General features: G+C 59.8%; 27 protein-coding genes. 10 read left to right on the top strand and 17 right to left on the bottom strand.

From position 1 onward, the window contains the following. Positions 1 to 51: 51 nt before the first annotated feature. Positions 52 to 1,077 (bottom strand): LysM peptidoglycan-binding domain-containing protein, encoded by a 1,026-nt coding sequence (locus AABM54_RS00135; protein ID WP_347902961.1) that lies wholly within the window; start codon positions 1,075 to 1,077, stop codon positions 52 to 54. A 170-nt stretch (positions 1,078 to 1,247) separates the two neighbouring features. Between AABM54_RS00135 and def the strand changes: the two genes are divergently transcribed. From def to AABM54_RS00110, 5 genes are all read left to right on the top strand, one after another. Further along, the gene (gene def, locus AABM54_RS00130) at positions 1,248 to 1,754 is read left to right on the top strand and encodes a peptide deformylase (RefSeq protein ID WP_347902959.1); all 507 of its coding nucleotides are present in this window, start codon (positions 1,248 to 1,250) and stop codon (positions 1,752 to 1,754) included. A gap of 70 nt (positions 1,755 to 1,824) precedes the next feature. Next, entirely contained in the window at positions 1,825 to 2,784 is a 960-nt protein-coding gene (fmt, locus tag AABM54_RS00125) for a methionyl-tRNA formyltransferase (protein WP_347902957.1), read from the top strand. Beyond that, complete coding sequence (rsmB, locus tag AABM54_RS00120) at positions 2,781 to 4,091, top strand: 16S rRNA (cytosine(967)-C(5))-methyltransferase RsmB (RefSeq protein WP_347902956.1); 1,311 nt, start codon at positions 2,781 to 2,783, stop codon at positions 4,089 to 4,091. The genes fmt and rsmB overlap by 4 nt, the downstream gene beginning before the upstream one ends. 22 nt (positions 4,092 to 4,113) lie before the next feature. After that, positions 4,114 to 5,487, top strand: a complete 1,374-nt coding sequence (gene trkA / locus AABM54_RS00115) for a Trk system potassium transporter TrkA (protein ID WP_347902955.1) — start codon at positions 4,114 to 4,116, stop codon at positions 5,485 to 5,487. Positions 5,488 to 5,664: 177 nt separating this feature from the next. After that, positions 5,665 to 5,979, top strand: coding sequence for a tetratricopeptide repeat protein (locus tag AABM54_RS00110; protein ID WP_347902954.1), 315 nt, complete (start codon positions 5,665 to 5,667; stop codon positions 5,977 to 5,979). Positions 5,980 to 5,995: 16 nt separating this feature from the next. Here AABM54_RS00110 and AABM54_RS00105 read toward each other — a convergent pair whose 3' ends face one another. The 3 genes from AABM54_RS00105 to AABM54_RS00095 form a co-directional block, all read right to left on the bottom strand. Continuing rightward, entirely contained in the window at positions 5,996 to 6,235 is a 240-nt protein-coding gene (locus AABM54_RS00105; RefSeq protein WP_347902953.1) for a PilZ domain-containing protein, read from the bottom strand. Between the two features lie 83 nt (positions 6,236 to 6,318). Then, a complete protein-coding gene (locus AABM54_RS00100; RefSeq protein WP_347902952.1) occupies positions 6,319 to 7,206 on the bottom strand; it encodes a lysophospholipid acyltransferase in 888 nt (295 codons plus the stop codon). A 56-nt stretch (positions 7,207 to 7,262) separates the two neighbouring features. Beyond that, a complete protein-coding gene (locus AABM54_RS00095) occupies positions 7,263 to 7,820 on the bottom strand; it encodes a DNA-3-methyladenine glycosylase I (protein ID WP_347902951.1) in 558 nt (185 codons plus the stop codon). Positions 7,821 to 7,901: 81 nt separating this feature from the next. Here AABM54_RS00095 and glyQ point away from each other — a divergent pair, with 81 nt between their 5' ends. The 4 genes from glyQ (at position 7,902) to AABM54_RS00075 (ending at position 12,300) form a co-directional block, all read left to right on the top strand. Beyond that, positions 7,902 to 8,855, top strand: coding sequence for a glycine--tRNA ligase subunit alpha (gene glyQ, locus AABM54_RS00090; protein WP_008155694.1), 954 nt, complete (start codon positions 7,902 to 7,904; stop codon positions 8,853 to 8,855). Next, on the top strand, positions 8,852 to 10,906 hold the full coding sequence (gene glyS / locus AABM54_RS00085) for a glycine--tRNA ligase subunit beta (RefSeq protein ID WP_347902949.1): 2,055 nt from the start codon (positions 8,852 to 8,854) through the stop codon (positions 10,904 to 10,906). The genes glyQ and glyS overlap by 4 nt, the downstream gene beginning before the upstream one ends. A gap of 6 nt (positions 10,907 to 10,912) precedes the next feature. Beyond that, complete coding sequence (gene gmhB / locus AABM54_RS00080) at positions 10,913 to 11,446, top strand: D-glycero-beta-D-manno-heptose 1,7-bisphosphate 7-phosphatase (protein ID WP_347902948.1); 534 nt, start codon at positions 10,913 to 10,915, stop codon at positions 11,444 to 11,446. Between the two features lie 83 nt (positions 11,447 to 11,529). Further along, positions 11,530 to 12,300, top strand: coding sequence for a lysophospholipid acyltransferase family protein (locus AABM54_RS00075; protein ID WP_347902946.1), 771 nt, complete (start codon positions 11,530 to 11,532; stop codon positions 12,298 to 12,300). A 175-nt stretch (positions 12,301 to 12,475) separates the two neighbouring features. Here the strand turns inward: AABM54_RS00075 and AABM54_RS00070 are convergent, their stop codons facing one another. The 3 genes from AABM54_RS00070 to AABM54_RS00060 form a co-directional block, all read right to left on the bottom strand. Then, positions 12,476 to 14,785: a CHASE2 domain-containing protein gene (locus AABM54_RS00070; protein WP_347902944.1), complete on the bottom strand. Its 2,310-nt coding sequence runs from the start codon at positions 14,783 to 14,785 to the stop codon at positions 12,476 to 12,478. Positions 14,786 to 14,803: 18 nt separating this feature from the next. After that, positions 14,804 to 15,754, bottom strand: coding sequence for a FecR domain-containing protein (locus tag AABM54_RS00065; protein WP_347902942.1), 951 nt, complete (start codon positions 15,752 to 15,754; stop codon positions 14,804 to 14,806). A 455-nt stretch (positions 15,755 to 16,209) separates the two neighbouring features. Continuing rightward, the gene (locus AABM54_RS00060; RefSeq protein ID WP_347902940.1) at positions 16,210 to 16,485 is read right to left on the bottom strand and encodes a hypothetical protein; all 276 of its coding nucleotides are present in this window, start codon (positions 16,483 to 16,485) and stop codon (positions 16,210 to 16,212) included. 190 nt (positions 16,486 to 16,675) lie between these two features. On the opposite strand from AABM54_RS00060, the gene AABM54_RS00055 reads away from it, so the two are divergent. Beyond that, on the top strand, positions 16,676 to 17,404 hold the full coding sequence (locus AABM54_RS00055; RefSeq protein ID WP_347902939.1) for a response regulator transcription factor: 729 nt from the start codon (positions 16,676 to 16,678) through the stop codon (positions 17,402 to 17,404). A gap of 14 nt (positions 17,405 to 17,418) precedes the next feature. Here AABM54_RS00055 and AABM54_RS00050 read toward each other — a convergent pair whose 3' ends face one another. The 10 genes from AABM54_RS00050 to dnaA form a co-directional block, all read right to left on the bottom strand. Continuing rightward, complete coding sequence (locus tag AABM54_RS00050) at positions 17,419 to 17,742, bottom strand: hypothetical protein (protein WP_347902937.1); 324 nt, start codon at positions 17,740 to 17,742, stop codon at positions 17,419 to 17,421. A 77-nt stretch (positions 17,743 to 17,819) separates the two neighbouring features. Then, positions 17,820 to 18,305, bottom strand: coding sequence for a DUF4265 domain-containing protein (locus AABM54_RS00045; RefSeq protein ID WP_347902935.1), 486 nt, complete (start codon positions 18,303 to 18,305; stop codon positions 17,820 to 17,822). Positions 18,306 to 18,337: 32 nt separating this feature from the next. Beyond that, entirely contained in the window at positions 18,338 to 18,727 is a 390-nt protein-coding gene (locus AABM54_RS00040; RefSeq protein WP_347902933.1) for an Imm10 family immunity protein, read from the bottom strand. Next, complete coding sequence (locus tag AABM54_RS00035; protein ID WP_347902932.1) at positions 18,717 to 19,229, bottom strand: DUF4265 domain-containing protein; 513 nt, start codon at positions 19,227 to 19,229, stop codon at positions 18,717 to 18,719. The genes AABM54_RS00040 and AABM54_RS00035 overlap by 11 nt, the downstream gene beginning before the upstream one ends. 33 nt (positions 19,230 to 19,262) lie before the next feature. Further along, the gene (locus AABM54_RS00030) at positions 19,263 to 19,730 is read right to left on the bottom strand and encodes a hypothetical protein (protein WP_347902930.1); all 468 of its coding nucleotides are present in this window, start codon (positions 19,728 to 19,730) and stop codon (positions 19,263 to 19,265) included. A 30-nt stretch (positions 19,731 to 19,760) separates the two neighbouring features. Continuing rightward, positions 19,761 to 20,267 (bottom strand): Imm21 family immunity protein, encoded by a 507-nt coding sequence (locus tag AABM54_RS00025; RefSeq protein WP_347902928.1) that lies wholly within the window; start codon positions 20,265 to 20,267, stop codon positions 19,761 to 19,763. A gap of 115 nt (positions 20,268 to 20,382) precedes the next feature. Beyond that, positions 20,383 to 22,800 (bottom strand): DNA topoisomerase (ATP-hydrolyzing) subunit B, encoded by a 2,418-nt coding sequence (gyrB, locus tag AABM54_RS00020; protein WP_347902926.1) that lies wholly within the window; start codon positions 22,798 to 22,800, stop codon positions 20,383 to 20,385. A 4-nt stretch (positions 22,801 to 22,804) separates the two neighbouring features. Beyond that, complete coding sequence (recF, locus tag AABM54_RS00015; protein WP_019694407.1) at positions 22,805 to 23,908, bottom strand: DNA replication/repair protein RecF; 1,104 nt, start codon at positions 23,906 to 23,908, stop codon at positions 22,805 to 22,807. Between the two features lie 20 nt (positions 23,909 to 23,928). Beyond that, positions 23,929 to 25,032 carry a DNA polymerase III subunit beta gene (gene dnaN, locus AABM54_RS00010; protein WP_347902924.1) on the bottom strand — a complete coding sequence of 368 codons (1,104 nt, stop codon included), beginning with the start codon at positions 25,030 to 25,032 and terminating at the stop codon, positions 23,929 to 23,931. Positions 25,033 to 25,071: 39 nt separating this feature from the next. Beyond that, entirely contained in the window at positions 25,072 to 26,589 is a 1,518-nt protein-coding gene (dnaA, locus tag AABM54_RS00005; protein WP_347902922.1) for a chromosomal replication initiator protein DnaA, read from the bottom strand.

The following is a 26,589-nucleotide window of genomic DNA, read 5'->3' as shown; positions in this document are numbered from 1 at the left end:
TGTAATCAGGAACAAGCTGTGGATAAGTCTGTTGGTAACTTGTTGAGTGTTTTACGGATTCCGCACCTTGTCCATCACCGCCAGGGAGCGTGAAGCGTTGAGGATCAGGCCGTAACTGAGCTTGTCGTAGGTGCGAAAGACCATCAGCAACCCGGCGCGTTCGTCGGGGACTTTCACTTGATCGCCGGTCACCCGGTCGCGCACGGTTTCGCCGGTTTTCATCACCGCCAGCACATTACCCTCGGCCAACCCGTCGCGACGGCCCTTGTTCAGGGTGACCACGTCGAGCACGCCGATCTGCGTGACACCGCGCGGCACGTCGATAATCAGGCCGCTGATGTCGGTTTGCGGCGCGCTGGGCATGAAGGTCGAGTTGATGGCCCGTTCTTCGCCGCTGAACAACCGGTCGCCGAGGCGAACCTCCTGAGTGGTGCGTTGCAGGGCCAATGTGGCCACATCGCCTTCGGTGGCGACGATTTCGCCGCCGCCGATGTCATCGGCGTTGATCCCCAGGAACTCTTTGCTCTGCGGATCGCTGTAGACCTTGCCCTGACGGAAGATGCCGTACACCGACTGCGTCGGGTCGAACTTGCCCCGGGCATAGATGCGGTCACCGGCACCGCTGAGCACCCGTTCGGCATCGCCGGCGACAATGTAGGGCGCCTTGTCGAAGTCCTCGACCTTGTTGACGATGCGGTTACTCAGCAGAAAGCTGTTGATGGCTTGCAGCGGAATGCTCGGGATGGCGTCGGCCACCGGCGTGCTGCGAATCCGCGGCGAGAGCTTGATGGTGCCCCTGGAAGCCCCGCGATTGAGGGTCAGGCGTGGCTGGCCATTGACGTACACCAGCGACAACGAGTCGCCGGGGTAGATCAGGTTGGGGTTCTCGATCTGCGGGTTGGCGTGCCAAAGCTCTGGCCACTTCCAGGGTTCTCGCAGGTATTTGCCGGAGATGTCCCAAAGTGTGTCGCCCTTGACCACGGTGTAATGCTGCGGAAAACCATCCCTGAGCTGCACTTGCCCATGCGCGATACCGGCCGAGACCAGAAGCAGCAAGGCGAGTAGTGATTTCCTCATGCGGTGAATCCCTTTATTATATGCGTTCGCGTAAAACGCCAGAGCCCCCGTGGCTCGCTCCTGACTCTTCTCGAAAAGAAGGGAGCTACGTTTTACAACGGTAGCCTGCATCTTCGGACCCGCCAGGCAATCGACCCTGACTTTTCCTAACACGTGCAGCAATTACGCCTATGGCCATTTTAAACATCCTCGAATTTCCCGACCCGCGCCTGCGTACTATCGCCAAACCGGTGGCCGTAGTGGACGACGAAGTGCGGCAGTTGGTCGATGACATGTTTGAAACAATGTATGAAGCCCCGGGTATCGGCCTCGCCGCGACCCAGGTCAACGTGCACAAACGCATCGTGGTGATGGACCTTTCCGAAGACCGCAGCGAACCCCGGGTGTTCATCAACCCCGAATTCGAAGTGCTGACCGACGAAGTGGACCAGTATCAGGAAGGCTGCCTCTCGGTGCCGGGTTTCTACGAAAACGTCGACCGCCCGCAGAAAGTCAAAATCAAAGCGCTGGACCGTGACGGCAAACCCTACGAACTGATCGCCGAAGGCCTGCTGGCCGTGTGCATCCAGCACGAATGCGACCACCTCAATGGCAAGTTGTTCGTCGATTACCTGTCCACGCTCAAACGCGACCGGATCAAGAAGAAGCTGGAAAAGCTCCATCGCCAGAACGCTTGATGCCCTCCTTCAAAGGCTTGCTGCGGCAAGCCTTTTTCTTTTCAAGATGCTTTGTAGTAGAGAGCCCTTCATGACTGAGCCATTGCGCATCGTTTTTGCCGGCACCCCCGAATTTGCCGCCGAACACCTCAAGGCCCTGCTCGACAGCCCTTACGAGATCGTTGCGGTCTACACCCAGCCGGATCGCCCGGCGGGTCGTGGACAAAAACTGATGCCAAGCCCGGTCAAACAGTTGGCGCTGGAACACAACATCCCGGTGCTGCAACCGCCAACCCTGCGCAACGAAGACGCCCAGGCCGAACTGGCTGCGCTCAAGCCGGACTTGATGGTGGTCGTGGCCTACGGCCTGATCCTGCCGCAAGTGGTGCTGGATATTCCGCGCCTGGGCTGCATCAACAGCCACGCCTCGTTGCTGCCACGCTGGCGCGGTGCCGCGCCGATCCAGCGCGCCGTTGAAGCGGGTGACGCTGAAAGCGGCGTGACCGTGATGCGCATGGAAGCCGGCCTCGACACCGGGCCGATGCTGCTCAAGGTCACCACGCCGATCAGCGGCGATGACACCGGCGGCAGCCTGCATGACCGCCTCGCCGAGATGGGCCCACCCGCGGTGATTCAGGCGATTGCCGGCCTTGCCGCAGGCACCCTGGAAGGTGAAGTGCAGGACGATAGCCTCGCCACCTATGCCCACAAATTGAACAAAGACGAAGCGCGCATCGACTGGACCCGTCCGGCGGTCGAGCTGGAACGTCTGGTTCGCGCCTTCAACCCGTGGCCGATCTGCCACAGCACCCTCAACGGCGAAGCACTGAAAGTGCTCGCGGCCAGCCTCGCCGAAGGCCAGGGCGCGCCGGGTGAAGTGCTCAGCGCCAGCAAGGACGGCTTGATCGTCGCCTGCGGTGAACACGCCTTGTGTCTGACCCGTCTGCAATTGCCCGGAGGCAAGGCGCTGAACTTCAGCGACTTGTTCAACAGCCGTCGTGAGAAATTTGCCGTCGGCATCGTTCTTGGCCAAGCGGTGGACGCCCAATGAACCCGCGTCTGGCCGCCGCCAAGGCCCTGGCCGCCGTGCTCAACGGCAAGGCTTCGCTGAACAGTTCATTGCCGACACAGCTGGACAAGGTCGAAGACCGCGATCGGGGTTTTACCCAGGACCTGGCCTTTGGCACGGCGCGCTGGCAGCCACGCTTGTCGGCGCTGGCGGCCACGCTGCTGCAAAAACCTTTCAAGGCAGCCGACGCTGACGTTGAAGCACTGTTGCTAGTCGGCCTCTATCAACTCCTTTACACCCGTGTTCCGGCCCACGCCGCCATCGGTGAAACCGTGGGTTGCGCCGACAAGCTGAAAAAGCCTTGGGCCAAAGCCCTGCTCAACGCCGTGCTGCGCCGCGCCCAGCGTGAAAGCGAAGCGCTGCTGGCCGAGCTTGAGCACGACCCGGTGGTGCGCACCGCCCACCCGCGCTGGCTGCAAAAATCCCTGAAGGCCTTCTGGCCTGAACAGTGGGAGGCGATCTGCGCAGCAAACAACGCACACCCGCCGATGATTTTGCGGGTCAACCGTCGTCATCACAGCCGTGATGCCTACCTCTCGTTGCTGAACGAAGCTGGCGTGCCGGCCCAGCCGTGCGTGTTCAGTCAGGACGGTATCGTCCTCGACACGCCGGGCGATGTGCGCGGCCTGCCAGGCTTTGCCGAAGGCTGGATCAGCGTGCAGGACGAAGCCGCGCAACTGGCCGCCGACTTGCTGGACCTGGCACCGGGCCAACGGGTGCTCGACGCCTGCTGCGCACCGGGCGGCAAGACCTGCCATATCCTTGAAGTCGAGCCGAAACTGGCTGGCGTGGTGGCCGTGGACCTGGAGGCCAAGCGCCTGGTGCGTGTGCGCGAAAACCTTGAGCGGCTGGGCCTCAGCGCCGAGTTGATCGCCGCCGACGGTCGCGACACTCAGGCGTGGTGGGACGGCAAGCCGTTCCAGCGCATCCTGCTCGATGCGCCGTGCTCGGCGACCGGGGTGATCCGTCGTCACCCGGACATCAAACTGACCCGCCAGCCGGATGACATCGCCGCGCTTGCGGTGCTTCAGGGCGAATTGCTCGACGCGATGTGGCCAACCCTCGAGGTCGGCGGCATCCTGCTGTACGCCACCTGCTCGACCTTGCCGACCGAAAACACCGAAGTCATCGAGGCCTTCCTGTCCCGCACGCCGGGCGCCCGTGAGTTGGACATTGCCAGCCAGGCCGGCATCAAACAGCCTCACGGTCGCCAGTTGCTCGCGCAAGAGGGCGGTCACGACGGGTTCTACTACGCCAAGCTGATCAAGATTGCCGCCGCACGCGGTTAAACGGGTTTAAGGGAGTGACCGGATGAAAATCATCATCCTTGGCGCAGGGCAGGTCGGCGGCACGCTGGCGGAACACTTGGCCAGCGAAGCGAACGACATCACTGTGGTCGACACCGATAGCGAACGCCTGCGAGACCTCGGCGACCGGCTCGATATCCGCACCGTGCAGGGACGCGGCTCGTTCCCGACTGTGCTGCGTCAGGCCGGGGCCGACGACGCCGACATGCTGGTGGCGGTGACCAACAGCGACGAGACCAACATGGTCGCCTGCCAGGTCGCCCACACCCTGTTCCACACCCCGACCAAAATCGCCCGGGTGCGCGAAGCCGCTTACCTGACCCGCGCCGGCCTGTTTGACAACGATGCGATTCCGGTCGACGTGTTGATCAGCCCGGAACAAGTGGTGACCAACTACATCAAGCGCCTGATCGAGCATCCGGGCGCCTTGCAGGTGATCGACTTCGCCGAGGGCAAAGCCCAACTGGTGGCGGTCAAGGCCTACTACGGCGGGCCGTTGGTAGGCCAGCAACTGCGCCAGTTGCGCGAGCACATGCCCAACGTCGAAACCCGCGTAGCGGCGATTTTTCGCCGCGACCGGCCGATCCTTCCGCAAGGCGATACGGTGATCGAAGCCGACGACGAAGTGTTTTTCATCGCCGCCAAAGCGAACATCCGGGCGGTCATGAGCGAAATGCGCCGCCTCGACGAGAGCTACAAACGCATCGTGATCGCGGGCGGCGGACAGATCGGCGAGCGACTGGCCGAGGCCATCGAAAGCCGTTACCAGGTGAAGATCATCGAGATGAACCCGGCGCGCTGCCGCTACCTCTCGGACACCCTCGACAGCACCGTGGTGCTGCTGGGCAGCGCCTCGGACCGTGATTTGCTACTGGAGGAGAACATCGCCGACGCCGATATCTTCCTGGCGCTGACCAACGACGACGAAGCCAACATCATGTCCTCGCTGCTGGCCAAACGGCTGGGCGCGAAGAAGGTGATGACCATCATCAACAACCCGGCCTACGTCGACCTGATCCAGGGCGGTGACATCGACATTGCCATCAGCCCGCAACTGGCGACCATCGGTACTTTGCTGGCCCACGTGCGCCGTGGCGATATCGTCAGCGTGCACTCGCTGCGCCGTGGTGCAGCGGAAGCCATCGAGGCGATTGCCCATGGCGATGCAAAATCGAGCAAGGTGATCGGCCGCGCCATCGAGAATATCGGGCTGCCGCCGGGCACGACCATCGGCGCGATCATCCGCGACGAAGAAGTGCTGATCGCCCACGACGACACCGTGATCGAAACCGGCGACCATGTGATTCTGTTCCTTGTGGATAAAAAGCATATTCGCGATGTGGAGAAGTTGTTCCACGTGGGGCTGAGCTTCTTCTGATCCTGCACTGAATTTGTGGCGAGGGAGCTTGCTCCCGTTCGGCTGCGCAGCAGCCGTAAATCTGCAACTCTGTTCTTTCTGACACAACGCGTCAGCCCAATTGCGACCGCTTCGCACTCGAACGGGAGCAAGCTCCCTCGCCACAGAAGACATTCGCCCCCATTCAAGGAGCCACAAATGATCGAATCCCTGGAAAAAATGCTCGCCAAGGGTATGGATAACGCGCTGCTGCGCTTCGGGTTGGGCAAGGGTTATCTGGACCTGGGGGAAAACGCCAAGGCCGTCGAGCATTTCACCCGGTGCGTGGCGTTCGATCCAAAGTATTCGGCAGCCTGGAAGATGCTGGGCAAGGCCCATCTGGCGCTCGCCGACCATGCGGCGGCCCGTCAGGCTTGGGAGCAGGGCCTGGAAGCGGCCCGCGCCCACGGCGACAAACAGGCAGAAAAGGAAATGACGGTGTTCCTGAAAAAGCTCGACCGACTGGCCAACTGATCAAAAAACACTCAGCTCAGAGGTAACGCAGGCCGATGCCTTCAGCGTCGACCTGCACCACTTCCATGCGCACACGCGGCGCTATCACCGGCAGGTCCTGCACCTGGCCATAGACCACGGCGCCCTTGGCCAGGGCCGCCAGCGCCGGGTGTTTCACATAGACGCCGCTGGTCGACAGGTTGCGGGTCTGGCCCAGGCACTCGCCGAAGCTCTCGTGCTGGATCTTGATTCGAAATGACTTGCGGTGTTCGGACATCTTCTGCGCCCTTGATTGAACGGTTGTGGATAACTTCTATGGGGTTTGCCCGCAAAACTATCCACAGATCATGCCAGTGAGAGTCAGTACCAGCGCGCTTCGCCCGGTGGTCGTTTCTTGAAACGCTTCATGCTCCACATGTATTGGCTCGGGTACGCCCGCACATACTTCTCGACCACCTGGCTCATGGCCGCGCAGGACGTCTCGGTATCGGTGCTGTACATGTCTTCGGGCGCGGCTTCCAGAATCACTTTGTAGCCTGAACCGTCCGGCAGGCGCAGGGCATGAAGGAACACCCCGACGGCTTTGCCACCGGCGAGCATGTTCGGCACGAACTTGCTGGTCAGGGCCTTGGTGGCGAAGAAGGGCACGAAGATCCCGGCGGATTCGGCCGGTTCCGGGTCAGCCGGAATGCCCACGGCTCCCCCCTTGCGCACTTCCTTGATGACGCTGAGGATGCCTTCCTTGGTGGACGCGGCGACGCGGTTGCCCAGTTGCACCCGTTGCTTGCGCAGCAACTCATCCACAGCCTTGAGCTTGGGTGGACGATAGAAAATGATCGGTTTGCACTGGTTGCAGTAGAAGTGGTTCAGCACTTCCCAGTTGCCCAGGTGGCTGGTGATGCCGACCACGCCTTTGCCGGAGGCCAGCGCGTCCTTCAACACCTCGAGGCCTTCGACTTCACGCACCAGGTCGATGGAGCGCTGGGCCGGCCAGATCCAGGCGCAGGCGCTTTCGGTCAGCGACTTGCCGATGTCCATCAGGCTCTGGCCTGCCAGACGCTCGCGTTCGGCGGGGTCCATGTCGGGGAAACACTTGGCGAGGTTGATGCGCACGACGTCGCGGGAACGGTTGGGGGTTTTCCACATCACCCAACCAATCGCCGAACCGACCGCTTGCACTGCCCGCCACGGGAGCAGGGCGAATAACCGCAGAGCGCCGACCAGCAAGGCGCCTTTCAACTTTTCCACAGGTCACTCCTGAGCTTCTTAATCGACATCATGAACCGTGTCGCGAGCCGGCTATTCTAACCACCGTTGGCCAAGGTGGCGTAGCGATCACACTCGAGGGTGTGATCCATGACCATGCCCGAGGCCTGCATCAAGGCGTAGCAAATGGTCGGACCGACGAAGGTGAAGCCAGCCTTTTTCAGGGCTTTGCTCATCTCCACAGCGACCGGCGTCACGGCCGGCACTTCGCTGCGGTCCTTGAAATGATTGACCTTGGGCACGCCGCCGACAAACGACCAGAGCAGTGCCACCGGGTCTTCCAGCGCCAGCCAGGCCTGAGCGTTGCGCCGGGCGGCATTGAGTTTGAGGCGGTTGCGGATGATCCCCGGATCGAGCATCAACTCGTCGATTTCCGCGTCGCTCATCTGCGCCACGCGCTGCACGTCGAAGCCGAACAGCACCTCGCGGTAGCGCTCGCGTTTCTTCAGGACGGTGATCCATGACAGCCCGGCCTGGAACCCTTCGAGCAAAAGCAACTCGAACAAGCGCTGCGCATCGCGTAGCGGCACGCCCCACTCTTGATCGTGATAAGCCATGTATACGGGATCATCGGAACACCAAAAGCAGCGTGGCATAAGGCTCCAGGGGGCGTGCGCACGAACGAATCGGGTATACTCCCGCTCTTTAAATCGCAGCCCAAGTAACAGGTGAATTTCGTGAGCCAGCCTACGCCAGCCGTGCGTACCTTCCAAGACTTGATCCTCGCCCTCCAGCAATACTGGGCCGAGCAAGGTTGTGTGGTACTTCAGCCCTACGATATGGAAGTAGGCGCCGGCACTTTCCACACCGCAACATTCCTGCGGGCCATCGGCCCGGAAACCTGGAACGCCGCTTATGTGCAGCCCAGTCGTCGCCCGACTGACGGCCGCTACGGCGAAAACCCGAACCGTCTGCAGCACTATTACCAGTTCCAGGTCGTCCTGAAGCCGAACCCGGACAACTTCCAGGAACTGTACCTGGGCTCCCTCAAGCACGTGGGCCTCGACCCGCTGGTGCACGACATCCGTTTCGTCGAAGACAACTGGGAGTCGCCAACGCTGGGTGCCTGGGGTCTGGGCTGGGAAGTCTGGCTCAACGGCATGGAAGTGACGCAGTTCACTTACTTCCAGCAAGCGGGCGGCATCGAGTGCTACCCGGTGACCGGCGAGATCACCTACGGTCTGGAACGCCTGGCCATGTACCTGCAAGGCGTGGACTCGGTCTACGACCTGGTCTGGGCTGACGGCCCGATGGGCAAAGTGACCTACGGCGACGTGTTCCACCAAAACGAAGTGGAGCAGTCCACTTACAACTTCGAACACGCCAACGTCGAGAAACTGTTCGAACTGTTCGATTTCTATGAAAGCGAAGCCAAGCGCCTGATCGAACTCGACCAGCCGCTGCCGTTGCCAAGCTATGAAATGGTCCTGAAGGCTTCGCACACCTTCAACCTGCTGGATGCGCGCCGGGCAATCTCGGTAACCGCGCGTCAGCAATACATTCTGCGTGTGCGCACCCTGGCGCGTTCCGTTGCGCAAGCCTACCTGCTGGCGCGCGCCAAGCTGGGCTTCCCGATGGCGACCCCGGATTTGCGTGATGAAGTGTTGGCTAAACTGGAGGCAGCACAATGAGTGCTCAAGATTTCCTGGTTGAACTGGGCACCGAAGAACTGCCACCCAAAGCGCTGAACACCCTGGCCGAAGCGTTCCTGGCCGGTATCGACAAGGGCCTGCAAGCAGCCGGCCTGGGCTATGAAGCCAAAACCGTCTACGCCGCGCCGCGTCGTCTGGCCGTGCTGATTACTGCACTGGCCACTCAACAGCCGGACCGCAGCATCAACCTCGACGGCCCGCCACGTCAGGCCGCGTTCGATGCCGAAGGCAACCCGACCCAAGCGGCCCTGGGCTTCGCCAAGAAGTGCGGCGTCGAGCTGAGCGAAATCGATCAGAGCGGGCCGAAGCTGCGTTACAGCCAAAGCATCGCCGGCAAGCCGACCGCCAGCCTGTTGCCGACCATCGTCGAAGACTCGCTGAACGACCTGCCGATCCCGAAACGCATGCGTTGGGGCGCTCGCAAGGAAGAATTCGTTCGGCCGACCCAATGGCTGGTGATGCTGCTCGGCGACCAGGTGGTCGACTGCACCATCCTGGCGCAGAAGGCCGGTCGCGATTCCCGTGGTCACCGTTTCCATCACCCGGAAAACGTGCGTATCACCACGCCGGCCAATTACCTGAACGACCTGCGTGCCGCTTACGTCCTGGCCGATGCCAATGAGCGTCGCGAGCTGATCAGCAAACGCACCGCCGAACTGGCCACGATGCAGGAAGGTACTGCCATCGTTCCGCCGAGCCTGCTCGACGAAGTGACCGCATTGGTCGAATGGCCAGTGCCGCTGGTGTGCTCGTTCGAGGAACGTTTCCTCGATGTGCCGCAAGAAGCGCTGATCACCACCATGCAGGACAACCAGAAGTACTTCTGCCTGCTGGATGCCGACGGCAAGTTGCTGCCACGTTTCATTACCGTGGCCAACATCGAGAGCAAAGACCCGCAGCAGATCATCGACGGTAACGAGAAAGTGGTTCGCCCACGCCTGACCGACGCCGAGTTCTTCTTCAAGCAAGACAAGAAGCAGAAGCTCGAAGACTTCAACCTGCGCCTGCAAAACGTGGTGTTCCAGGAAAAACTCGGCAGCGTCTACGACAAGGCCGAGCGCATTTCCAAACTGGCCGCGTTCATCGCACCACGCATTGGCGGCAACGCCCAGTGGGCGGCACGCGCAGGCATTCTGTCCAAGTGCGACCTGGCGACCGAAATGGTCGGTGAGTTCCCGGAGATGCAAGGCGTCGCCGGTTACTACTACGCCCTCAACGATGGCGAGCAGCAAGACGTTGCCCTGGCACTGAACGAGCAATACATGCCGCGTGGTGCCGGCGCTGAACTGCCGACCACCCTGACCGGTGCGGCCGTGGCCATTGCCGACAAGCTCGACACCCTGGTGGGCATTTTCGGTATCGGCATGCTGCCCACCGGCAGCAAAGACCCGTATGCCCTGCGCCGTGCAGCGCTGGGTGTGTTGCGTATCCTGATCGACAAGAAGCTCGACCTGGACCTGACCGACGCCGTGGCCTTCGCCGTCAATGCGTTCGGCACCAAGGTCAAGGCTGCAGGCCTGGCGGATTCGGTGCTCGAATTCATCTTCGACCGTCTGCGTGCCCGTTACGAAGACGAAGGCGTGGAAGTGGCGACTTACCTGTCGGTTCGTGCCCTGAAGCCGGGTTCGGCGCTGGACTTCGATCAGCGCGTACAAGCGGTGCAAGCCTTCCGCAAATTGCCGGAAGCCGCAGCACTGGCGGCGGTTAACAAGCGCGTATCGAACCTGCTGGGCAAGCTCGAAGGCAGCGTACCGACCACCGTTGAAGCCAAGTACTTCGACAACGCCAACGAGTTCTCCCTGTACTCGGCGATCCAGCAAGCGGATCAAGCGGTGCAGCCAATGGCCGCAGCCCGCCAGTACAGCGAATCGCTGGCGCGCCTGGCCGCCTTGCGCGAGCCGGTCGATGCGTTCTTCGAAGCTGTAATGGTCAATGCTGAAGACCCCAAGGTACGTGCCAACCGTTACGCGTTGCTGGCACGTCTGCGTGGCCTGTTCCTCGGCGTCGCCGACATTTCGCTGCTGGGGTAAGCCTGTTTGAAACTGCTGATTCTCGATCGGGACGGGGTGATCAACTACGACTCCGACGCTTACATCAAGTCGGTGGCGGAGTGGATTCCGCTCCCCGGCTCGATCGCAGCCATCGCGCAGTTGAGCAAGGCCGGCTGGACGGTAGCGGTTGCTACCAACCAGTCGGGCATTGCTCGCGGCTACTACGATGTCGCGACCCTGGACGCCATGCACACGCGCTTGCGCACGCTGGTGGCGGAGCAGGGTGGCGAGGTCGGTCTGATCGTCTATTGTCCTCACGGGCCAGACGAGGGCTGCGACTGTCGCAAGCCCAAACCCGGCATGCTGAAAACCATTGCCGCACATTACGACGTGGCGCTGACTGACCTGTGGTTCGTTGGCGACAGTCTCGGTGACCTGGAGGCGGCAAAAGCCGTCGACTGTCAGCCAGTTTTGGTAAAAACCGGAAAAGGCGAAAAGACTCAGGGCAAGACCCTGCCGGCAGGAACTTTGATTTTTGACGATCTGGCGGCGATTGCCGCAGAACTTATCAACAACTAGAGCGATTCTGACATCCTGATCAAGGACTGTTCGGGAGCGCGCTTTTAACAGGCGGGCACAGCCCCGCAACGGTAAACGCGGCCATGTCGATCTTGCAGGCAATCAGAACCTTTCTTTTTTACCTGCTGCTGGGCACCAGCTCGTTGCTCTGGTGCAGCCTGAGCTTTTTTATCGCGCCTTTCCTGCCGTTCAAGGCGCGCTACCGTTTCATCAACGTCTACTGGTGCCGCTGCGCGTTGTGGCTGAGCAAAGTGTTCCTGGGCATTCGCTATGAAGTCAAAGGCGCCGAGAACATCCCGGAACGCCAATGCGTGATCCTGTCGAACCACCAAAGCACCTGGGAAACGTTTTTCCTGTCGGCCTACTTCCAGCCGCTGAGCCAGGTGCTCAAGCGCGAACTGCTCTATGTGCCGTTCTTTGGCTGGGCGATGGCCATGCTGCGACCGATCGCCATCGATCGCGACAACCCGAAAGCCGCGCTCAAGCATGTGGCCAAGAAGGGCGATGAACTGCTCAAGGACAATGTCTGGGTGCTGATCTTCCCGGAAGGCACCCGCGTTCCGTTCGGCACCGTGGGCAAGTTTTCCCGGGGCGGTACGGCGCTTGCGGTCAACGCGCAACTGCCAGTGCTGCCCATCGCCCACAACGCCGGCAAGTTCTGGCCGAAAACCGGTTGGGCGAAAAAGCCGGGGGTCATTACGGTGGTCATCGGCGCGCCGATGTACGCCGAAGGCACCGGGCCTCGGGCAATTGCCGAACTCAATGACCGCGCAGCGGCCTGGAACGAGCAGACCCAGCGCGACATGGGTTCGCTGCCACCGCTGCCCACAGCGGCGGACAAAGAAGCCGTTTGAGATTCTGTGGATAACCTGTGCACTGTTTTTCTGAAAAGCGTCTGATTTGCTCACTAGGCTTATGATTTATATACATATTTCTTAAGCTCATAAAACACGGAAAAACGTGCATAAGTTTTCACGACACAAAAAAACCGGCGATTTTAGCCGGTTTTTTATGCCTGTTTACCCGCCATCATTCATCCAGCAGCGGCAACCGCACGCTGAATGTCGTACCTCGTCCCACCTGGCTTTCACAGTCAATCCGCCCGCCATGGCGGTCCACCACCGCTTTGACCATCGACAACCCGAGACCCAACCCGTCACTGCCCTGCGACGATGCAAAACGCCGGTACTGACTGAACAACTCCGGCAGCTCAGCGGGCGCAATGCCTTGGCCCTGATCGGTAATTTCGCAGCTCAGCCAGCCTTGTGCGCCACTCACCCGCACACTGACCTGCGAACCGGCCGGGCTGTACTTGATGGCGTTTTCCAGCAGATTGAACAAGGCGCGGGTCAGCAGTGACTGATCGGCCAGCACCACGTCCTGGGCGTCATCGTCCAAGTCATGCAGCAACTGGATGTGCTTGAGTTGCGCGATGCTCATGGCCTGGTCGAACGCATCGAGCAGCAGCATGGCAAACATGCTCGGTTCAAACTGATACACCTCGGATTCGGCCTTGGCCAATTGCACGAACGCCTCGGTCAGGCTCAACGCCTTGCGCACTTGCAGCTCGATCTGGCTGAGCAGCGGGCGGTCACCCGAGCCTTGGTGGTACTGAACGTCCAGCAGCGCCAGAATCGCCGAATGCGGTGCGCGCAGGTCGTGGGAGAGAAAACGCAACAGCACCGCCCGCTGCTCTTCGGCATCGCGCTCGACACTCAGGTCGGTGAGGCTGAGCAACCAGCCGATGGGCATATCGCCTTCGGCCGGCAGCAACGCGGCCCGGTCCAGGCGCAGGCTGCGCGCTTGCACATCACGAAACTCCAGCGGTTCGAGCGAGGACAACGTCGGGCGAACCTTCTCGGACGCCATCGGATAGCCCAGCGCGGTCAGACACTCCAGCAAGTCCGAGCCCACCAGGTCACAGGCAAACACACTGCGGGCATTGCGGTTGGCCAGCAGAATGCGTCCGCCCGGGTCGCTGATCAGCGTTGCCACTGGCAGGTACTCCAGGCCGTCGGCGATAAACCGTCGAGTGTCACGGGTGCGGCTCATGGCTTGCTCAAGGGCGATGATCTGCCCCTGCAACACGTCGCCCGCCGGCGCCTGGATGCGGCGGCGTTCGGGAAAGACTTTCGGTTCGCTGTCGAGCCGCGCCAGCTCCCAGCCGAAATAGGCGAGCACCGCGCTCAGGCGCCGCCAGTTCCAGATCAAATAACCCAGCAGCATGGCGACCAGGCTCGCGGCGGGTGACCACCACCAGCCAAACCTGAGCAACAGGCATGAAGCGAGCAGGGCGACGATCATGCAGCCCAGGGTCAGCCACAAGGCGCGGCGGGCACGGAACAACAGCAAGCCCAGCAGCAACGCGACGATGGACACCGAAAACAGCGTCGCCGGACCATCGTCCAGGGTGACGATGCTGCGCTGTTGCAACAGACCGTTGAGCAGGTTGGCCTGAATCTCGATGCCCGCCGTGGTGCCGATGCTCGCCGACTGCGGCGTTACGTAGCGATCACCCAGGCCGGGGGCAGTGGAACCGATCAGGATCAGCCGGTCACGCAGCAGCTCGGGCGGAACTTCGCCGCGTAATACGCTGACATATGGCACGCTCGGGAAACCGGCCTGATCGCTGATGAAAGGGATGCGCACTTCGTGGTCGCGCTGCCAGCCTTGAATCGTTTGCGGGTCGTGAGAACCCGGCATCGCATTCGGCCCGTTGCCCGTCACCAGCCGATAGAGCAGCCACGCCAACTGCGCACGCGGTTTGTCTTCCGGCCCCTCGCGCAGGTACACGCTGCGCACGATGCCGTCTTCATCGGCCTCTGCGTTGATATGTCCCACTTCCCTGGCGCATTCGCTCAGGGGAGGCACCGGTTCGATCTCGCCCAACGGCTGGCCAAAACGCGCCACGCCTTCGCGCAGCAACGGAATGAACACCATGCCGTTGCGGCACATTGCCTGCGCCAGGCGCTGGTCGTTTTCGGGGAGTTTGGCCGGTTCACTGAAGATCACATCGAACAGCACACCCTTGGCGTGAGCGGCGCTGAGCCGGTCGAGCAGGTCGGCGTGCAGGGTTCGCCGCCATGGCCACTGTCCCAACTGTTGCAGGCTGTAGTCGTCGATGGTGACGATGAGGATGCGCGGGTCGACCGCCAACGGGCTGAGCCGGCGCAGGTTGTCGTACAGGAGATTGCTGAGGGTCAGGCCATGGCTCAAGGACAGGAGGGCGGTCAGCGGCAACAGGATCAGGCTGACCCACAACCACTCGCGGACCATGCGCCGGAACAGGTGCTGGGCCTGGGTCGGTTCACGACCCTCCTTCCTTGGCCAACGCTTCATCGGCAAATAGCCGGAGCGCTATTGGACACGCGTGGTCCTGGGGTAATAGAAGATGTCATATACCCCGGTTTCTCCTTCCAGCCCCTGCTCGTCAAACGCCGAGAGGCGCACATGGTAAAAAAATGCTTTGAGCCCGCTGAAGTTGACCTCGGGCGTGCTGGAAAACTGTTCCTGCTTGATGTTCAGGAACGCGGTGTCGGTGGCCACCTGTGCACGGTAACGCGTGGCGCCCGGCAACGGTTTCATGATCAGTTGCCAAACCGGCGCGTCGCCCGTTTGACCGGTCTGCCCCAGCAAGCGGGGTGCCGGGAGCAACTCGGTCGGCGTCAGCTTGCCTTCCTTCTGAATCCGCATGCCCTGACGCGTCATGACCTGGACTTCGTCGGCAGGGGCCGTCAGGTTTTTGGCAGTCTTGCCCGACGCCGTTTTTTTCGGCCGCGGATCACGGGGGTCGAGGCGGTCGACGGCGACCTGGCCATTGAGCACTTCGATCAGCGACTGTCCGTTATCTTCGTTGCGCACCCGGAAATGCGTGCCCCGCACACCCAACACCCCCACCGGCGTCACGATCTGAAAACGATCATAGTCGCTGGCGCGCTTGATCACATACGACTCGACCTGGCCTTGCTCAAGAATCACCTGTGCTATGGCGTGTTCGGTGTTCAACTTCAGTGTGACCCTGGAGCTGGACGGCAGCACCACACGGGTGCCATCACCCAATGAGAGGCTGACAAAGGCTGAGGGCGAGGTCTTCACGCCTTCCAGCTCATCGACCGTCATGCCTTCTTCCAGAGCGATCTGCTTGCCTTTGCTGTCGAGCTTCCAGGCCTCGCCGGTCAAATGCTCGACGGTGGCCGGCAGCGGTTGACCGCGGCATTGCTGGTTGTCATCGATGTAGGGCAAACGCTTGGCGGAGAAGAAACCCGCCGATGCAGACGGCGCGAAGCTCGCCAGCCCGACCGCTAACATCAGACAGCAGCCAACAGAGCGAAAGGGCACAGAGGTGATTGGGTTCATGGGTCGCTTTTCACGCTTATTCTGAACATCGGCTCGGCAACGGTTTGATCCGCCTTGCGCACCATACCCGAGCAGGCTCTGTGGCAGATAGCCAGAAGAGGCGGATCGGCATAAGAAGCGAGGTGCACGCACGTGAGGCGAACACTCAAAAGAGATGACACATCCTTGTGTCGCAACCGGGTCGGTACCTCAACCCGGGTTTACATGTGAACAGGCACTCCGTTTTTTCCCCTGAACTGCAGACCGCAAGCGAACCGGCGATCGGCGGTCCCGCCAGGTTGGCGATGACACTCCCTGTGTCGGAGCACTTCCGAATGCTCCTGTGCCCTTCAACGAAGTCGAATTTACCGCCCCGACCGCGGCATACGACATTTCGCAATATTTGTTCAGATTTGCCCGTGCTGGCGCTAAAACACCCAGCGCTGCCGGTCGTCTCGCACAAGTGGCTGAACCACATGCTCAATGTCGATCAATGGATTGCTGGCCGGGGCGAAGCCGGGAGAGTCGTCGAGCATCAGGTTTGACGTGTCCGGGCTGAAATACCGATGCGTCACGTCCTCCTGCGGTAGCACGGCCGTCGACTGAACGCCTCCAGAGCCAATGCCCACGTACGCCACGCCTGCCAGTAGCATCAAACGCACGGCATTGATGCCCCTCTGTCCCAGAACCGTACGTCCCATCATGTTCACTGTCCTTTTCTGGCCCACTCACGCGTTATCGAGGCTGACTACCGGCCTATTGATATCAGCGTAACGAGCCAAAGAACGCTTAGAGCAAATCGCCACAATTGTTCAGATTCAGACAATCCGCCTAAACTCGGCACTGTAGGACTTTTTACCCACAGCACTCTACGAGATGAAGGAAGCCCTGCGCATGCGTGTCGCAATACTGGATGACGAACCCGCCGAACTGCGTCGGGTGGAACAGACACTGCGACAGATACCCGTAGCGGGGGAGCAAGCATGGACCTTGCACAGTTTCGAACGTGGCGAGGACCTGCTGCGACAGTTGCGACGGGAAACTTTCGACCTGTTGATCCTCGACTGGCAACTGCCGGACCTCAGTGGCCTTGCGCTGCTGCGCTGGACCCGCGAACACATGGATGCGCCACCCGCCGCCATCATGCTCACCAGCCGCGATGCCGAGAGCGACATCGTCCAGGCCCTGAATGCCGGCGCCGACGATTATGTGAGCAAGCCGTTCCGGCCCAACGAACTCAAGGCCCGGGTCAGCGCGGTGCTACGGCGACATGGCTTGCAGCGTTCAGCGGCGAGCGAGGTGCAGCGCTTCAACGACCTCGACTTCGATGACGCCGAGCTGACCGTGACCCGCGCCGGCAAACCCATCAGCCTGACCGAGCGCGAGTACCGCCTGGCCCGGTGCCTGTTTGCCAACCTGGGTCGACCGTTGTCGCGGGAGTACCTGTACGAACGTTTCTGGACCCACGAAGAAATGCTCTCTTCGCGGCCACTCGATACCCACATCTATCGGCTGCGCAACAAGCTCGGGCTGACGGCAGACCGGGGCTGGCAGTTACTGACGATTTACGGCTACGGCTATCGGCTGGAAAGTGTCGTGGCCGCGAGCGAACAGGACGGTTGAGGGCTCAGCCAGCTTCATTCCTGCCCTGCCAGCCAGACGTCTTCATAACCTTCACGGTCGATGATGAACCTGGCGTCTGTGGGCAGCCAAAGATAGTCCACCACCTCGGGCAACAGCTCGGGCAAGTGGTGCGCGTGAAGCGGCTGATAGAAACCCGAGTCGGGTGAATGCTCTCCACAATGGAAAAACCAGCTCACCGTACCGTCCTCCGGCAAAACCACCCGGCTGCCATAAATGGGCGACTGGTCGAGCGTCCCCATCGCCAGGGCGATCATCTCTTCCGGGGCCTGCGCGGGGAGGTTGTAGCGTTCACAGATCAGCTTTTGTCTTTCATTCATGGTGTCTACAGCTCGGCTAAAAATGGATCAGGGTTCAGCGCGCATCTTTTAAACGAAATGCCTCGTTCAGCGGATCGTCAACTATCAAGCCACCAGTTCAGCAACGTTTCGTCGTCCTCGTCATCGAGGTTTTTATAGATGTTGGCGTAGTACCACTCAATGCCAGTCGTCTCGCGGAAGCGGCCGAAAAACTCGGCAATTTTATCCATGCCGTTTTTTGCCGGGACGGATAACGTCAGGTTGCCCTTGTACCGGCCGTCCAGCATGCCATCCAGCTCAGTCACGACATCCGCCTCCAGGGCGGTGATGTGTTCCTGGTCCAGGTGATCCGCATAAATGTGAATGCAGAAGTTTCCGCCTCGCTTCAACACCTCGGCGGGGGCTTCCTTGTTCTTGATCGAAATGATGTCGCCCTTGGCCAGGTTCAGCGTCAACCCTGGCGAATAAAGGAGTTGGTAAACATCGTCATCAATCCGGCGCGCATGCAGCGGTTCATACACCAGCCCACGACTGTTTTCCCCCGCCACGACCTTGATGACCACTTCCTGGTACTCATTCCCCATAAACGTCCCGACTGTCCCTGTGTATAAGTGCGTTATCCGCGTGAGAAGCGTGTGGGCGTGTCGAGAAACAGCGCTTGAAGCGCCTGCCCAATCGCCTCGTTACGTTGAAGATCAGCCGCCAGTGCGATTTCTATCGTGTGGAAGCCGACGCACCAAGGCGTTGAAGCGGCCATCGTGAACGTGATCCTGTCGGGGCGAACACACACGTCTTCAATGCCGCCATAACCCGACAGGGCAGGGCTGGCGATTTCAACGTGGTACGTGTCCTGGCCCAGTGCTTCATCCTGCTCGTCATGCTCGCAGCTACGTTGCAGGACCAGATACTGTTGAGGATCATCTTCTGTGCTGTCGGCAAACCCCACTATCAGCACATCGTCCTCCTCGGAGGACTCGAAATAACGTGCGCAAAATTCAAGCTGCATCGGGTTTCATCCTCAATGATGCCAGTGAAACGCACTCGGCCAATCGCGAGGCGTCCAGTGTTCCATGTTGTAGGCAGGCGTCTTCATAGGCGATGGTTTCGTCATTGGTGATGGACGAAAGATACTCATCGATGGCTGTAAAGCTGACGTGGGGCGGGATATCCACAGAGAACAGCGACAGTGCTGACGTGATCGAGCAAACAGCCCCCAAGCGTTGCAGGTTCTCTTTGATCGCCAACTTGTCTTCCTTGCAGCTGGCAAACACCCTGACGGTGGAGTGCCCTGACTGTTTGGCAACGCTGACGGCGATCAGCTCGTTTTCATCGGTTTGGGTGCAAACCCAGTCACCTTTGCTGACGCCATAGAGGTAGTAGGGCGTGTTGTCGATCTGATAGAGGTGCTCCTCTTTCTGAATGCCCCAGAGTGATTCAAACGAGACGGGTGGATAGCCATCCGAATCCTGGGTGAGTTTGAACACGATCTTGCGAAACTGATCTGTCATGTTATCCATTCAATGTCAGGGTTCAGGGAAACTTCAAGCCACCGGGGAGGGCGCGAGGAACTGACCGCAAAAGAAGTCCTCTTCAAAAGAGAATATGACCTTTGAGCGCTCAGGCATGACCAGCACGCTATTTTCATCTGACGGGTAGAAGAAGTCGCTCCAGCCCTTTATGAAAACTGCCCTGGGCACTTGAGCGGCGCATTCCCGGCCCCAGAAAAACCAGACGAAATCGCCATCGCCAAGCCGCGCCTCAAAAAACAAAGACGACTGCTGCGGGCGGTTGAAGTCCAGGGTGACTTTCTCAGACAGTTGGAACTGTGTTTCAGCGAGGCTCATCAGTGTTTCAACCGGGACGTACACATCCCACAACGCGGCTGATTTCACCTGATCAAGCAAAACGATTTGCTGCTTGTCGCTGTCGCTCAACCCGCAGTCCCGTGCATTGAAACGCCACGTGACGGGGTACAGCGTTTCATCAAAAACGTAAGGCCTTTCATCCATGACGTGTCTGTCCTTATGACTTCGCAGCACTCAATCAACCGGCCTGGGTGTGAGGCTGTGGATTAACAGTGCCGTCTGCGGCGTTGGCTCATACAAGAATGTCGATACCTCGCACATCGGCGAATCAACCTGAAACTTGAGACACGCTTGTGGGTTGAACCTGTCGGCGGCATCGAACATCACCAGCGTGCTGTCCAGCCAGTCGATGCTCAACTGTTCGATGAATGAAACCCTGCCAAGGTCGATATGCTCGATCTGGGCGCGTACCTCGGCCTCACTTTCAGCCCATTTCCATCTGACGATCAGTAACGTATCGCCTGCGCTGGCAACCGCCGTCTGCAGGGGTTCGTCACCCAGAATCAGCACCTCGGTACCGTATGCGGCCAACTTGCCTGCATAGTCCGCCGACTGGCACGCCATCGCATAATCCGAAGGCTGGCCATCGACTCCCGTCCATAAACCCGCGATGGAAGCGTCCATCACAATCAGCGGACCGCCCGAGCTGGACAGCCATGTGGATACGTTAAATCGACTCATGTGTGTGCTGCCTTCCTGTTGGCTTGAACAGCTGCGTTCACAAACGTCCCAAAGCTTCGCAAAAAAAAGGCCAACGCTAAGCGTTGGCCTTTTTCATTTCAGCGGTCACACCGGATCAGAAGTCCAGGTTAGACACAGCCAGGGCGTTGCTCTCGATGAAGTCACGGCGGGGTTCGACCGCATCACCCATCAGGGTGTTGAAGATCTGGTCCGCGCCAATGGCGTCTTCGATGGTCACTTTGAGCATCCGGCGCTGGCTTGGGTCCATGGTGGTTTCCCACAGCTGATCCGGGTTCATTTCACCCAGACCTTTGTATCGCTGGATGGTGTGACGCTTGGTGCTTTCTGCCATCAGCCACTCAAGGGCTTCCTTGAACTCGGTGATGGCTTTCTTGCGCTCGCCGCGCTGAATGTACGCGCCGTCGTCCAGCAAGGTGCTCAGTTGAGCGCCCAGCGAGACAACCGTCTTGTAATCGTTGCTGCCGAAGAAGTCGCGGTTGAAGGTGATGTAGTTCGACAAGCCGTGGGAGATCAGTTCGACCTCTGGCAGCCAGACGTTACGTTCACGGTCTTCACGCAGGCTGGCCTTGTAGACCAGGCCCGACTTCTCGACGGTGCGCAGGCGCACTTCGTACTGGGCCAGCCAATCCTGCATCGCTGCGTGATCGGACAGTTGCTCCAGGCTGACGGCTGGCAGGTAGATGAAGTGCTCGGTCAGTTCCTGTGGGTACAGGCGCGACAGACGCTTGAGGGTTTTCATCACCAGGCGGAAGTCATTCACCAGACGCTCGAGGGCTTCGCCGGAGATACCCGGTGCTTCCTCGTTCAAGTGCAGGCTTGCATCTTCAAGGGCCGACTGCGTCATGTACTCTTCCATGGCGTCGTCGTCTTTGATGTATTGCTCTTGCTTGCCTTTCTTCACTTTGTACAACGGCGGCTGAGCGATGTAGATGTAGCCACGCTCGATCAGCTCCGGCAACTGACGGAAGAAGAAGGTCAGCAGCAGGGTGCGGATGTGCGAACCGTCGACGTCAGCATCGGTCATGATGATGATGTTGTGATAACGCAGCTTGTCGATGTTGTACTCGTCGCGGCCGATACCGCAGCCCAGTGCGGTGATCAAGGTGCCCACTTCCTGCGAAGAGATCATCTTGTCGAAACGCGCCTTCTCGACGTTCAGGATTTTACCCTTGAGGGGCAGAATCGCCTGGGTCTTGCGGTTACGTCCCTGCTTGGCGGAGCCGCCAGCAGAGTCACCTTCCACGAGGTACAGTTCGGACAGGGCAGGGTCTTTTTCCTGGCAGTCAGCCAGTTTGCCCGGCAGGCCGGCGATATCCAGCGCGCCTTTACGGCGGGTCATCTCACGGGCTTTACGCGCCGCTTCACGGGCACGAGCCGCGTCGATCATCTTGCCGACAACCAGCTTGGCTTCGTTCGGGTTTTCCAGCAGGAAGTCGGAGAAGTACTTGCCCATTTCCTGTTCGACCGCGGTCTTCACTTCGGAAGAAACCAGCTTGTCTTTGGTCTGTGAGCTGAACTTGGGGTCCGGCACTTTGACCGAAATGATCGCGGTCAGGCCTTCACGGGCATCGTCACCGGTGGTGGCGACTTTGTGTTTCTTCGCCAGGCCTTCAGCTTCGATGTAGGTGTTCAGGTTACGCGTCAGTGCGGAACGGAAACCCACCAGGTGAGTACCGCCATCGCGCTGAGGAATGTTGTTGGTGAAGCACAACAGGTTCTCGTTGAAGCTGTCGTTCCACTGCAGGGCGATTTCCACGCCGATGCCGTCTTCACGCTGGATGTTGAAGTGGAACACCTGGTTGACCGGAGTCTTGTTGGTGTTCAGGTATTCAACGAACGCACGCAGACCACCTTCGTACTTGAACAGCTCTTCCTTGCCACTGCGCTCGTCCTTGAGGACGATGCCGACACCGGAGTTGAGGAAGGACAGTTCACGAATCCGCTTGGCCAGGATGTCCCAACTGAAGTGGATGTTCTTGAAGGTTTCAGCCGATGGCTTGAAGTGAATCTGCGTACCGGTGGACTCGCTGTCACCGACGATTTTCATCGGCTCTTGAGGAACGCCGTGGACGTAAGTCTGTTCCCAGATCTTGCCGCTGCGGCGAACGGTCAGGATCAGTTCTTCCGACAGGGCGTTCACCACCGACACACCTACACCGTGCAGACCGCCGGATACTTTGTAGGAGTTGTCGTCAAACTTACCGCCGGCGTGCAGCACGGTCATGATGACCTCGGCCGCCGAGACGCCTTCTTCTTTATGCACGTCTACCGGGATGCCACGACCGTTGTCGCGCACGGTAATGGATTCGTCCGGGTGGATAATGATGCTGATGTCGTCGCAATGGCCGGCCAGAGCTTCGTCGATCGAGTTGTCGACCACCTCGAACACCATGTGGTGCAGACCGCTGCCATCGTCTGTGTCACCAATGTACATACCGGGACGTTTGCGTACGGCATCCAGGCCTTTCAGCACTTTAATGCTCGTTGAGTCGTACGTATTTTCTTCGCTCATGCCTTCACTCCCGATGGTCGTGGGTCTGGGTGATACGGCCCTGTTCCACGTGGAACAGAGCGACTGGCGTTTCCGTCTGCCAGCCTTCCCTCAATAATTCGTGATCTACACAGGTGATAAACACCTGGCAGCGTAAGTCTTCCAGCAAACGGCAAAGCGCGCGGCGGTGCTGCTCGTCCAGCTCGGACGGCAAGTCATCCACCAGATAAATACATTGGCCGCGCCGGGCCTGGCTGACCAAATGCCCTTGGGCAATCCGCAATGCACAGACCACCAACTTCTGCTGGCCGCGGGACAAGATGTCCGCGGCATTGTGTGCGCCCAATCTAAGACGCAAATCAGCGCGTTGTGGTCCGGCCTGGGTATGCCCCATTTGCTGATCCCGGTGAACGGACGCGGCGAGCACTGCACTCAGCTCTCGCTCTTTGTCCCAACCCCGGTAATAGCTAAGCGTTAAGCCCTCGAGTTCGACGAGTTCGCTCAAGGTCTGTTCAAAGACTGGTTTCAAGGCTTTGATGTAAGCGCGGCGGTATTCATCAATTTCAGCGCTGGCCTGGCACAGTTCTCTGTCCCAAACCGCTTGCGAAACGGCGTCAAGTGTACCATGCCGCAGCCAAGAGTTTCTCTGACGCAGGGCCTTCTGCAAGCGCTGCCACGTGGACATGAAACGCGGTTCCACGTGGAACACACCCCAATCCAGAAACTGTCGGCGAATCTTCGGTGCACCTTCCAGCAAGCGGAAGCTGTCGGGGTTGATCAGTTGCAAGGGCAGGATTTCTGCCAGTTGCGCCGCACTGCGGGCGTTCTGCCCGTCGATACGAATCTGAAACTCGCCCTGGCGATCCCGCGAGATCCCCAACGCACTGTGCCCACCTTCGGCCAATTCGACCTGGCCAAATACTGTGCACGCGAGTTGCTCGTACTGGATGACCGGTAAAAGACGGGTGCTGCGAAACGAACGGGCAAGCCCCAACAGATGGATGGCTTCCAGCACACTGGTTTTTCCGCTGCCGTTGGCGCCGTACAGGATATTGATGCGGGGGGAGGGGGAGAAGGTCACCGGGTGCAGATTGCGCACCGCGGTGACCGAGACGCGACTGAGGGACATCTAGCGGCTGCTGAGCATGTTTACAGGCGCATCGGCATGACGACGTAAGCCGAGTCGTCGTTGTCGGACTCTTGCACCAGCGCACTGCTGTTGGAGTCGGACAGGATCAAGCGCACTTGCTCAGTGGTCATCACGCCCAGCACGTCGAGCAGGTAGCTCACGTTGAAGCCGATTTCCAGCGAGCCGCCGTTGTACTCAACGCCCACTTCTTCTTCCGCTTCTTCCTGCTCCGGGTTGTTCGCCTGGATCTTCAGCTGACCATTGGCCAGTTGCAGACGGATACCACGGTACTTCTCGTTGGACAGAATCGCAGTGCGGCTGAACGCTTCACGCAGTGCCTGACGGTCGCCCAGTACCAGCTTGTCGCCACCTTTTGGCAGAACGCGCTCATAGTCCGGGAACTTGCCGTCGACCAGTTTCGAGGTAAAGGTGAACTCGCCAGTGGTGGCGCGAATGTGGTGCTGGCCCAGCACGATGCTGACATTGCCGTCCGGCTCGGTCAGCAAACGCGCGAGTTCCAGAATACCTTTACGCGGAACGATTACCTGATGGCGATCCGGCTGGCCGATGTCGGCCTGCATCGAGCACATGGCCAGACGGTGACCGTCGGTCGCCACGGCGCGAATGATCCCGGCCGAGACTTCCAGCAGCATGCCGTTGAGGTAGTAACGAACGTCCTGCTGCGCCATGGCGAAGCTGGTGCGTTCGATCAAACGACGCAGTTTGCTTTGCTCAAGGCTGCAGGTCAGCGAGCCCGGGCCTTCTTCCACCGTCGGGAAGTCGTTGGCGGGCAGGGTCGACAGGGTAAAGCGGCTACGGCCGGCCTTAACCACGAGCTTGGCCTCATCGACCTTGATGTCGATCAGTGCGTCGTTCGGCAGGCTCTTGCAGATGTCCATCAGCTTGCGCGCCGGGACAGTGATTTCGCCCGGCTCCGCCGGTTCTTCAAGTTGCACACGACCGACCAGCTCGACTTCCAGGTCGGTACCGGTCAGCGACAACTGCTGGCCTTCGACAACCAGCAGCACGTTGGAAAGCACCGGCAAGGTCTGTCGGCGCTCAACGACGCCTGCGACCAGTTGCAGGGGTTTCAACAGGGCTTCGCGTTGAATGGTGAAATGCATGGTCTAGTCCCTTGCCTTAATAAGCTGCGCTGGTGTTCATCAAGTAGTCAGTGTACGCAGCAGGTTCTTGTAGTCCTCGCGGATGTCCGCGTCGGATTCCTTAAGTTCGTTGATCTTGCGGCATGCGTGCAACACCGTAGTGTGATCGCGACCGCCAAACACATCGCCGATTTCCGGCAGGCTGTGGTTGGTCAGCTCCTTCGACAGGGCCATGGCCACTTGCCGAGGACGGGCGACCGAACGCGAACGGCGTTTGGACAGCAGGTCGGAAATCTTGATCTTGTAGTACTCGGCGACAGTGCGCTGAATGTTATCCACAGAGACCAGTTTGTCCTGAAGTGCCAACAGGTCCTTCAAGGATTCGCGAATCAACTCGATGGTGATATCGCGGCCCATGAAGTGCGAGTGGGCGATCACGCGTTTAAGCGCGCCTTCCAGCTCACGGACGTTGGAACGAATACGCTGGGCAATGAAGAACGCGGCATCGTGCGGCAGGTCGACTTTGGCCTGGTCGGCTTTCTTCATCAGAATCGCGACGCGGGTTTCCAGCTCCGGCGGCTCGACGGCGACCGTCAGGCCCCAGCCAAAGCGCGACTTCAAGCGCTCTTCAAGGCCTTCGATTTCTTTTGGGTAACGGTCACTGGTGAGGATGACCTGTTGGCCACCTTCAAGCAGGGCGTTGAACGTGTGGAAAAACTCTTCCTGGGAACGTTCCTTGCGGGCGAAGAACTGAATGTCATCGATGAGCAGCGCGTCGACCGAACGGTAGAAGCGCTTGAACTCGTTGATTGCATTCAGCTGCAACGCCTTGACCATGTCCGCCACGAAGCGCTCGGAATGCAGGTACACGACCTTGGCATTCGGGTTCTTCTTTAATAGGTGGTTACCCACCGCGTGCATCAAGTGGGTTTTACCCAAGCCAACGCCGCCGTACAGGAACAACGGGTTGTAACCGTGCTTGGGGTTGTCCGCGACCTGCCAGGCGGCTGCGCGAGCCAGTTGGTTGGACTTGCCCTCGACGAAGTTTTCGAAGGTAAAGGTGCGGTTCAGGTAACTGGTGTGTTTGAGCGCGCCTTCAACCTGCACGGTGCGCTGTTCAGCGCGTACCGGTGCCTGTTGCGAGCTGGCGCCGGCCATTGGGTCGAAGCTGTCACGCGACGGCTCTTCACTGACCTCGGCCATTTTTTGCGTGGCACGCTTGGTCGGCGCGGCAGGCGCGGGCGCACTGACCGGTGCTGGAGCAGCCGCGGCCTGGGCTTGCGACGCTGCTGCGGCCAATGGCGCATTCGGCGCAGCACGCGGAGCAGAGCTGCGCTTGCTGCCTATTAATAAGGAAAGCGCCGGCGCCATGCCATTGCCGTGCTCGTCCAACAGCTCGAGTACGCGGCCCAGGTACTTTTCGTTGACCCAGTCGAGAACAAAACGATTCGGTGCGTAAACACGCAACTCGTCGCCTTCGGCTTCGACCTGTAGTGGACGGATCCAAGTGTTGAATTGTTGGGCAGGCAGCTCATCGCGCAAAAGCTCCACGCACTGCTGCCAAAGTTCCACTGACAC

The organism is Pseudomonas purpurea (assembly GCF_039908635.1).
GTDB classification, from domain to species: Bacteria; Pseudomonadota; Gammaproteobacteria; order Pseudomonadales; family Pseudomonadaceae; genus Aquipseudomonas; species Aquipseudomonas purpurea.
The sequence above is the reverse complement of the archived record's forward strand: the minus strand, read 5'-3'. Positions and strand labels throughout refer to the sequence as shown.

Excerpts from the sequence above, each read along its gene's own strand:
- AABM54_RS00135 (WP_347902961.1), bottom strand. The coding sequence starts at position 1,077 with ATGAGGAAATCACTACTCGCCTTGCTGCTTCTGGTCTCGGCCGGTATC.
- def (WP_347902959.1), top strand. The coding sequence starts at position 1,248 with ATGGCCATTTTAAACATCCTCGAATTTCCCGACCCGCGCCTGCGTACT.
- fmt (WP_347902957.1), top strand. The coding sequence starts at position 1,825 with ATGACTGAGCCATTGCGCATCGTTTTTGCCGGCACCCCCGAATTTGCC.
- rsmB (WP_347902956.1), top strand. The coding sequence starts at position 2,781 with ATGAACCCGCGTCTGGCCGCCGCCAAGGCCCTGGCCGCCGTGCTCAAC.
- trkA (WP_347902955.1), top strand. The coding sequence starts at position 4,114 with ATGAAAATCATCATCCTTGGCGCAGGGCAGGTCGGCGGCACGCTGGCG.
- AABM54_RS00110 (WP_347902954.1), top strand. The coding sequence starts at position 5,665 with ATGATCGAATCCCTGGAAAAAATGCTCGCCAAGGGTATGGATAACGCG.
- AABM54_RS00105 (WP_347902953.1), bottom strand. The coding sequence starts at position 6,235 with ATGTCCGAACACCGCAAGTCATTTCGAATCAAGATCCAGCACGAGAGC.
- AABM54_RS00095 (WP_347902951.1), bottom strand. The coding sequence starts at position 7,820 with ATGCCACGCTGCTTTTGGTGTTCCGATGATCCCGTATACATGGCTTAT.
- glyS (WP_347902949.1), top strand. The coding sequence starts at position 8,852 with ATGAGTGCTCAAGATTTCCTGGTTGAACTGGGCACCGAAGAACTGCCA.
- AABM54_RS00075 (WP_347902946.1), top strand. The coding sequence starts at position 11,530 with ATGTCGATCTTGCAGGCAATCAGAACCTTTCTTTTTTACCTGCTGCTG.
- AABM54_RS00070 (WP_347902944.1), bottom strand. The coding sequence starts at position 14,785 with ATGAAGCGTTGGCCAAGGAAGGAGGGTCGTGAACCGACCCAGGCCCAG.
- AABM54_RS00065 (WP_347902942.1), bottom strand. The coding sequence starts at position 15,754 with ATGTTAGCGGTCGGGCTGGCGAGCTTCGCGCCGTCTGCATCGGCGGGT.
- AABM54_RS00060 (WP_347902940.1), bottom strand. The coding sequence starts at position 16,485 with ATGATGGGACGTACGGTTCTGGGACAGAGGGGCATCAATGCCGTGCGT.
- AABM54_RS00055 (WP_347902939.1), top strand. The coding sequence starts at position 16,676 with ATGCGTGTCGCAATACTGGATGACGAACCCGCCGAACTGCGTCGGGTG.
- AABM54_RS00050 (WP_347902937.1), bottom strand. The coding sequence starts at position 17,742 with ATGAATGAAAGACAAAAGCTGATCTGTGAACGCTACAACCTCCCCGCG.
- AABM54_RS00045 (WP_347902935.1), bottom strand. The coding sequence starts at position 18,305 with ATGGGGAATGAGTACCAGGAAGTGGTCATCAAGGTCGTGGCGGGGGAA.
- AABM54_RS00040 (WP_347902933.1), bottom strand. The coding sequence starts at position 18,727 with ATGCAGCTTGAATTTTGCGCACGTTATTTCGAGTCCTCCGAGGAGGAC.
- AABM54_RS00035 (WP_347902932.1), bottom strand. The coding sequence starts at position 19,229 with ATGACAGATCAGTTTCGCAAGATCGTGTTCAAACTCACCCAGGATTCG.
- AABM54_RS00030 (WP_347902930.1), bottom strand. The coding sequence starts at position 19,730 with ATGGATGAAAGGCCTTACGTTTTTGATGAAACGCTGTACCCCGTCACG.
- AABM54_RS00025 (WP_347902928.1), bottom strand. The coding sequence starts at position 20,267 with ATGAGTCGATTTAACGTATCCACATGGCTGTCCAGCTCGGGCGGTCCG.
- gyrB (WP_347902926.1), bottom strand. The coding sequence starts at position 22,800 with ATGAGCGAAGAAAATACGTACGACTCAACGAGCATTAAAGTGCTGAAA.
- recF (WP_019694407.1), bottom strand. The coding sequence starts at position 23,908 with ATGTCCCTCAGTCGCGTCTCGGTCACCGCGGTGCGCAATCTGCACCCG.
- dnaN (WP_347902924.1), bottom strand. The coding sequence starts at position 25,032 with ATGCATTTCACCATTCAACGCGAAGCCCTGTTGAAACCCCTGCAACTG.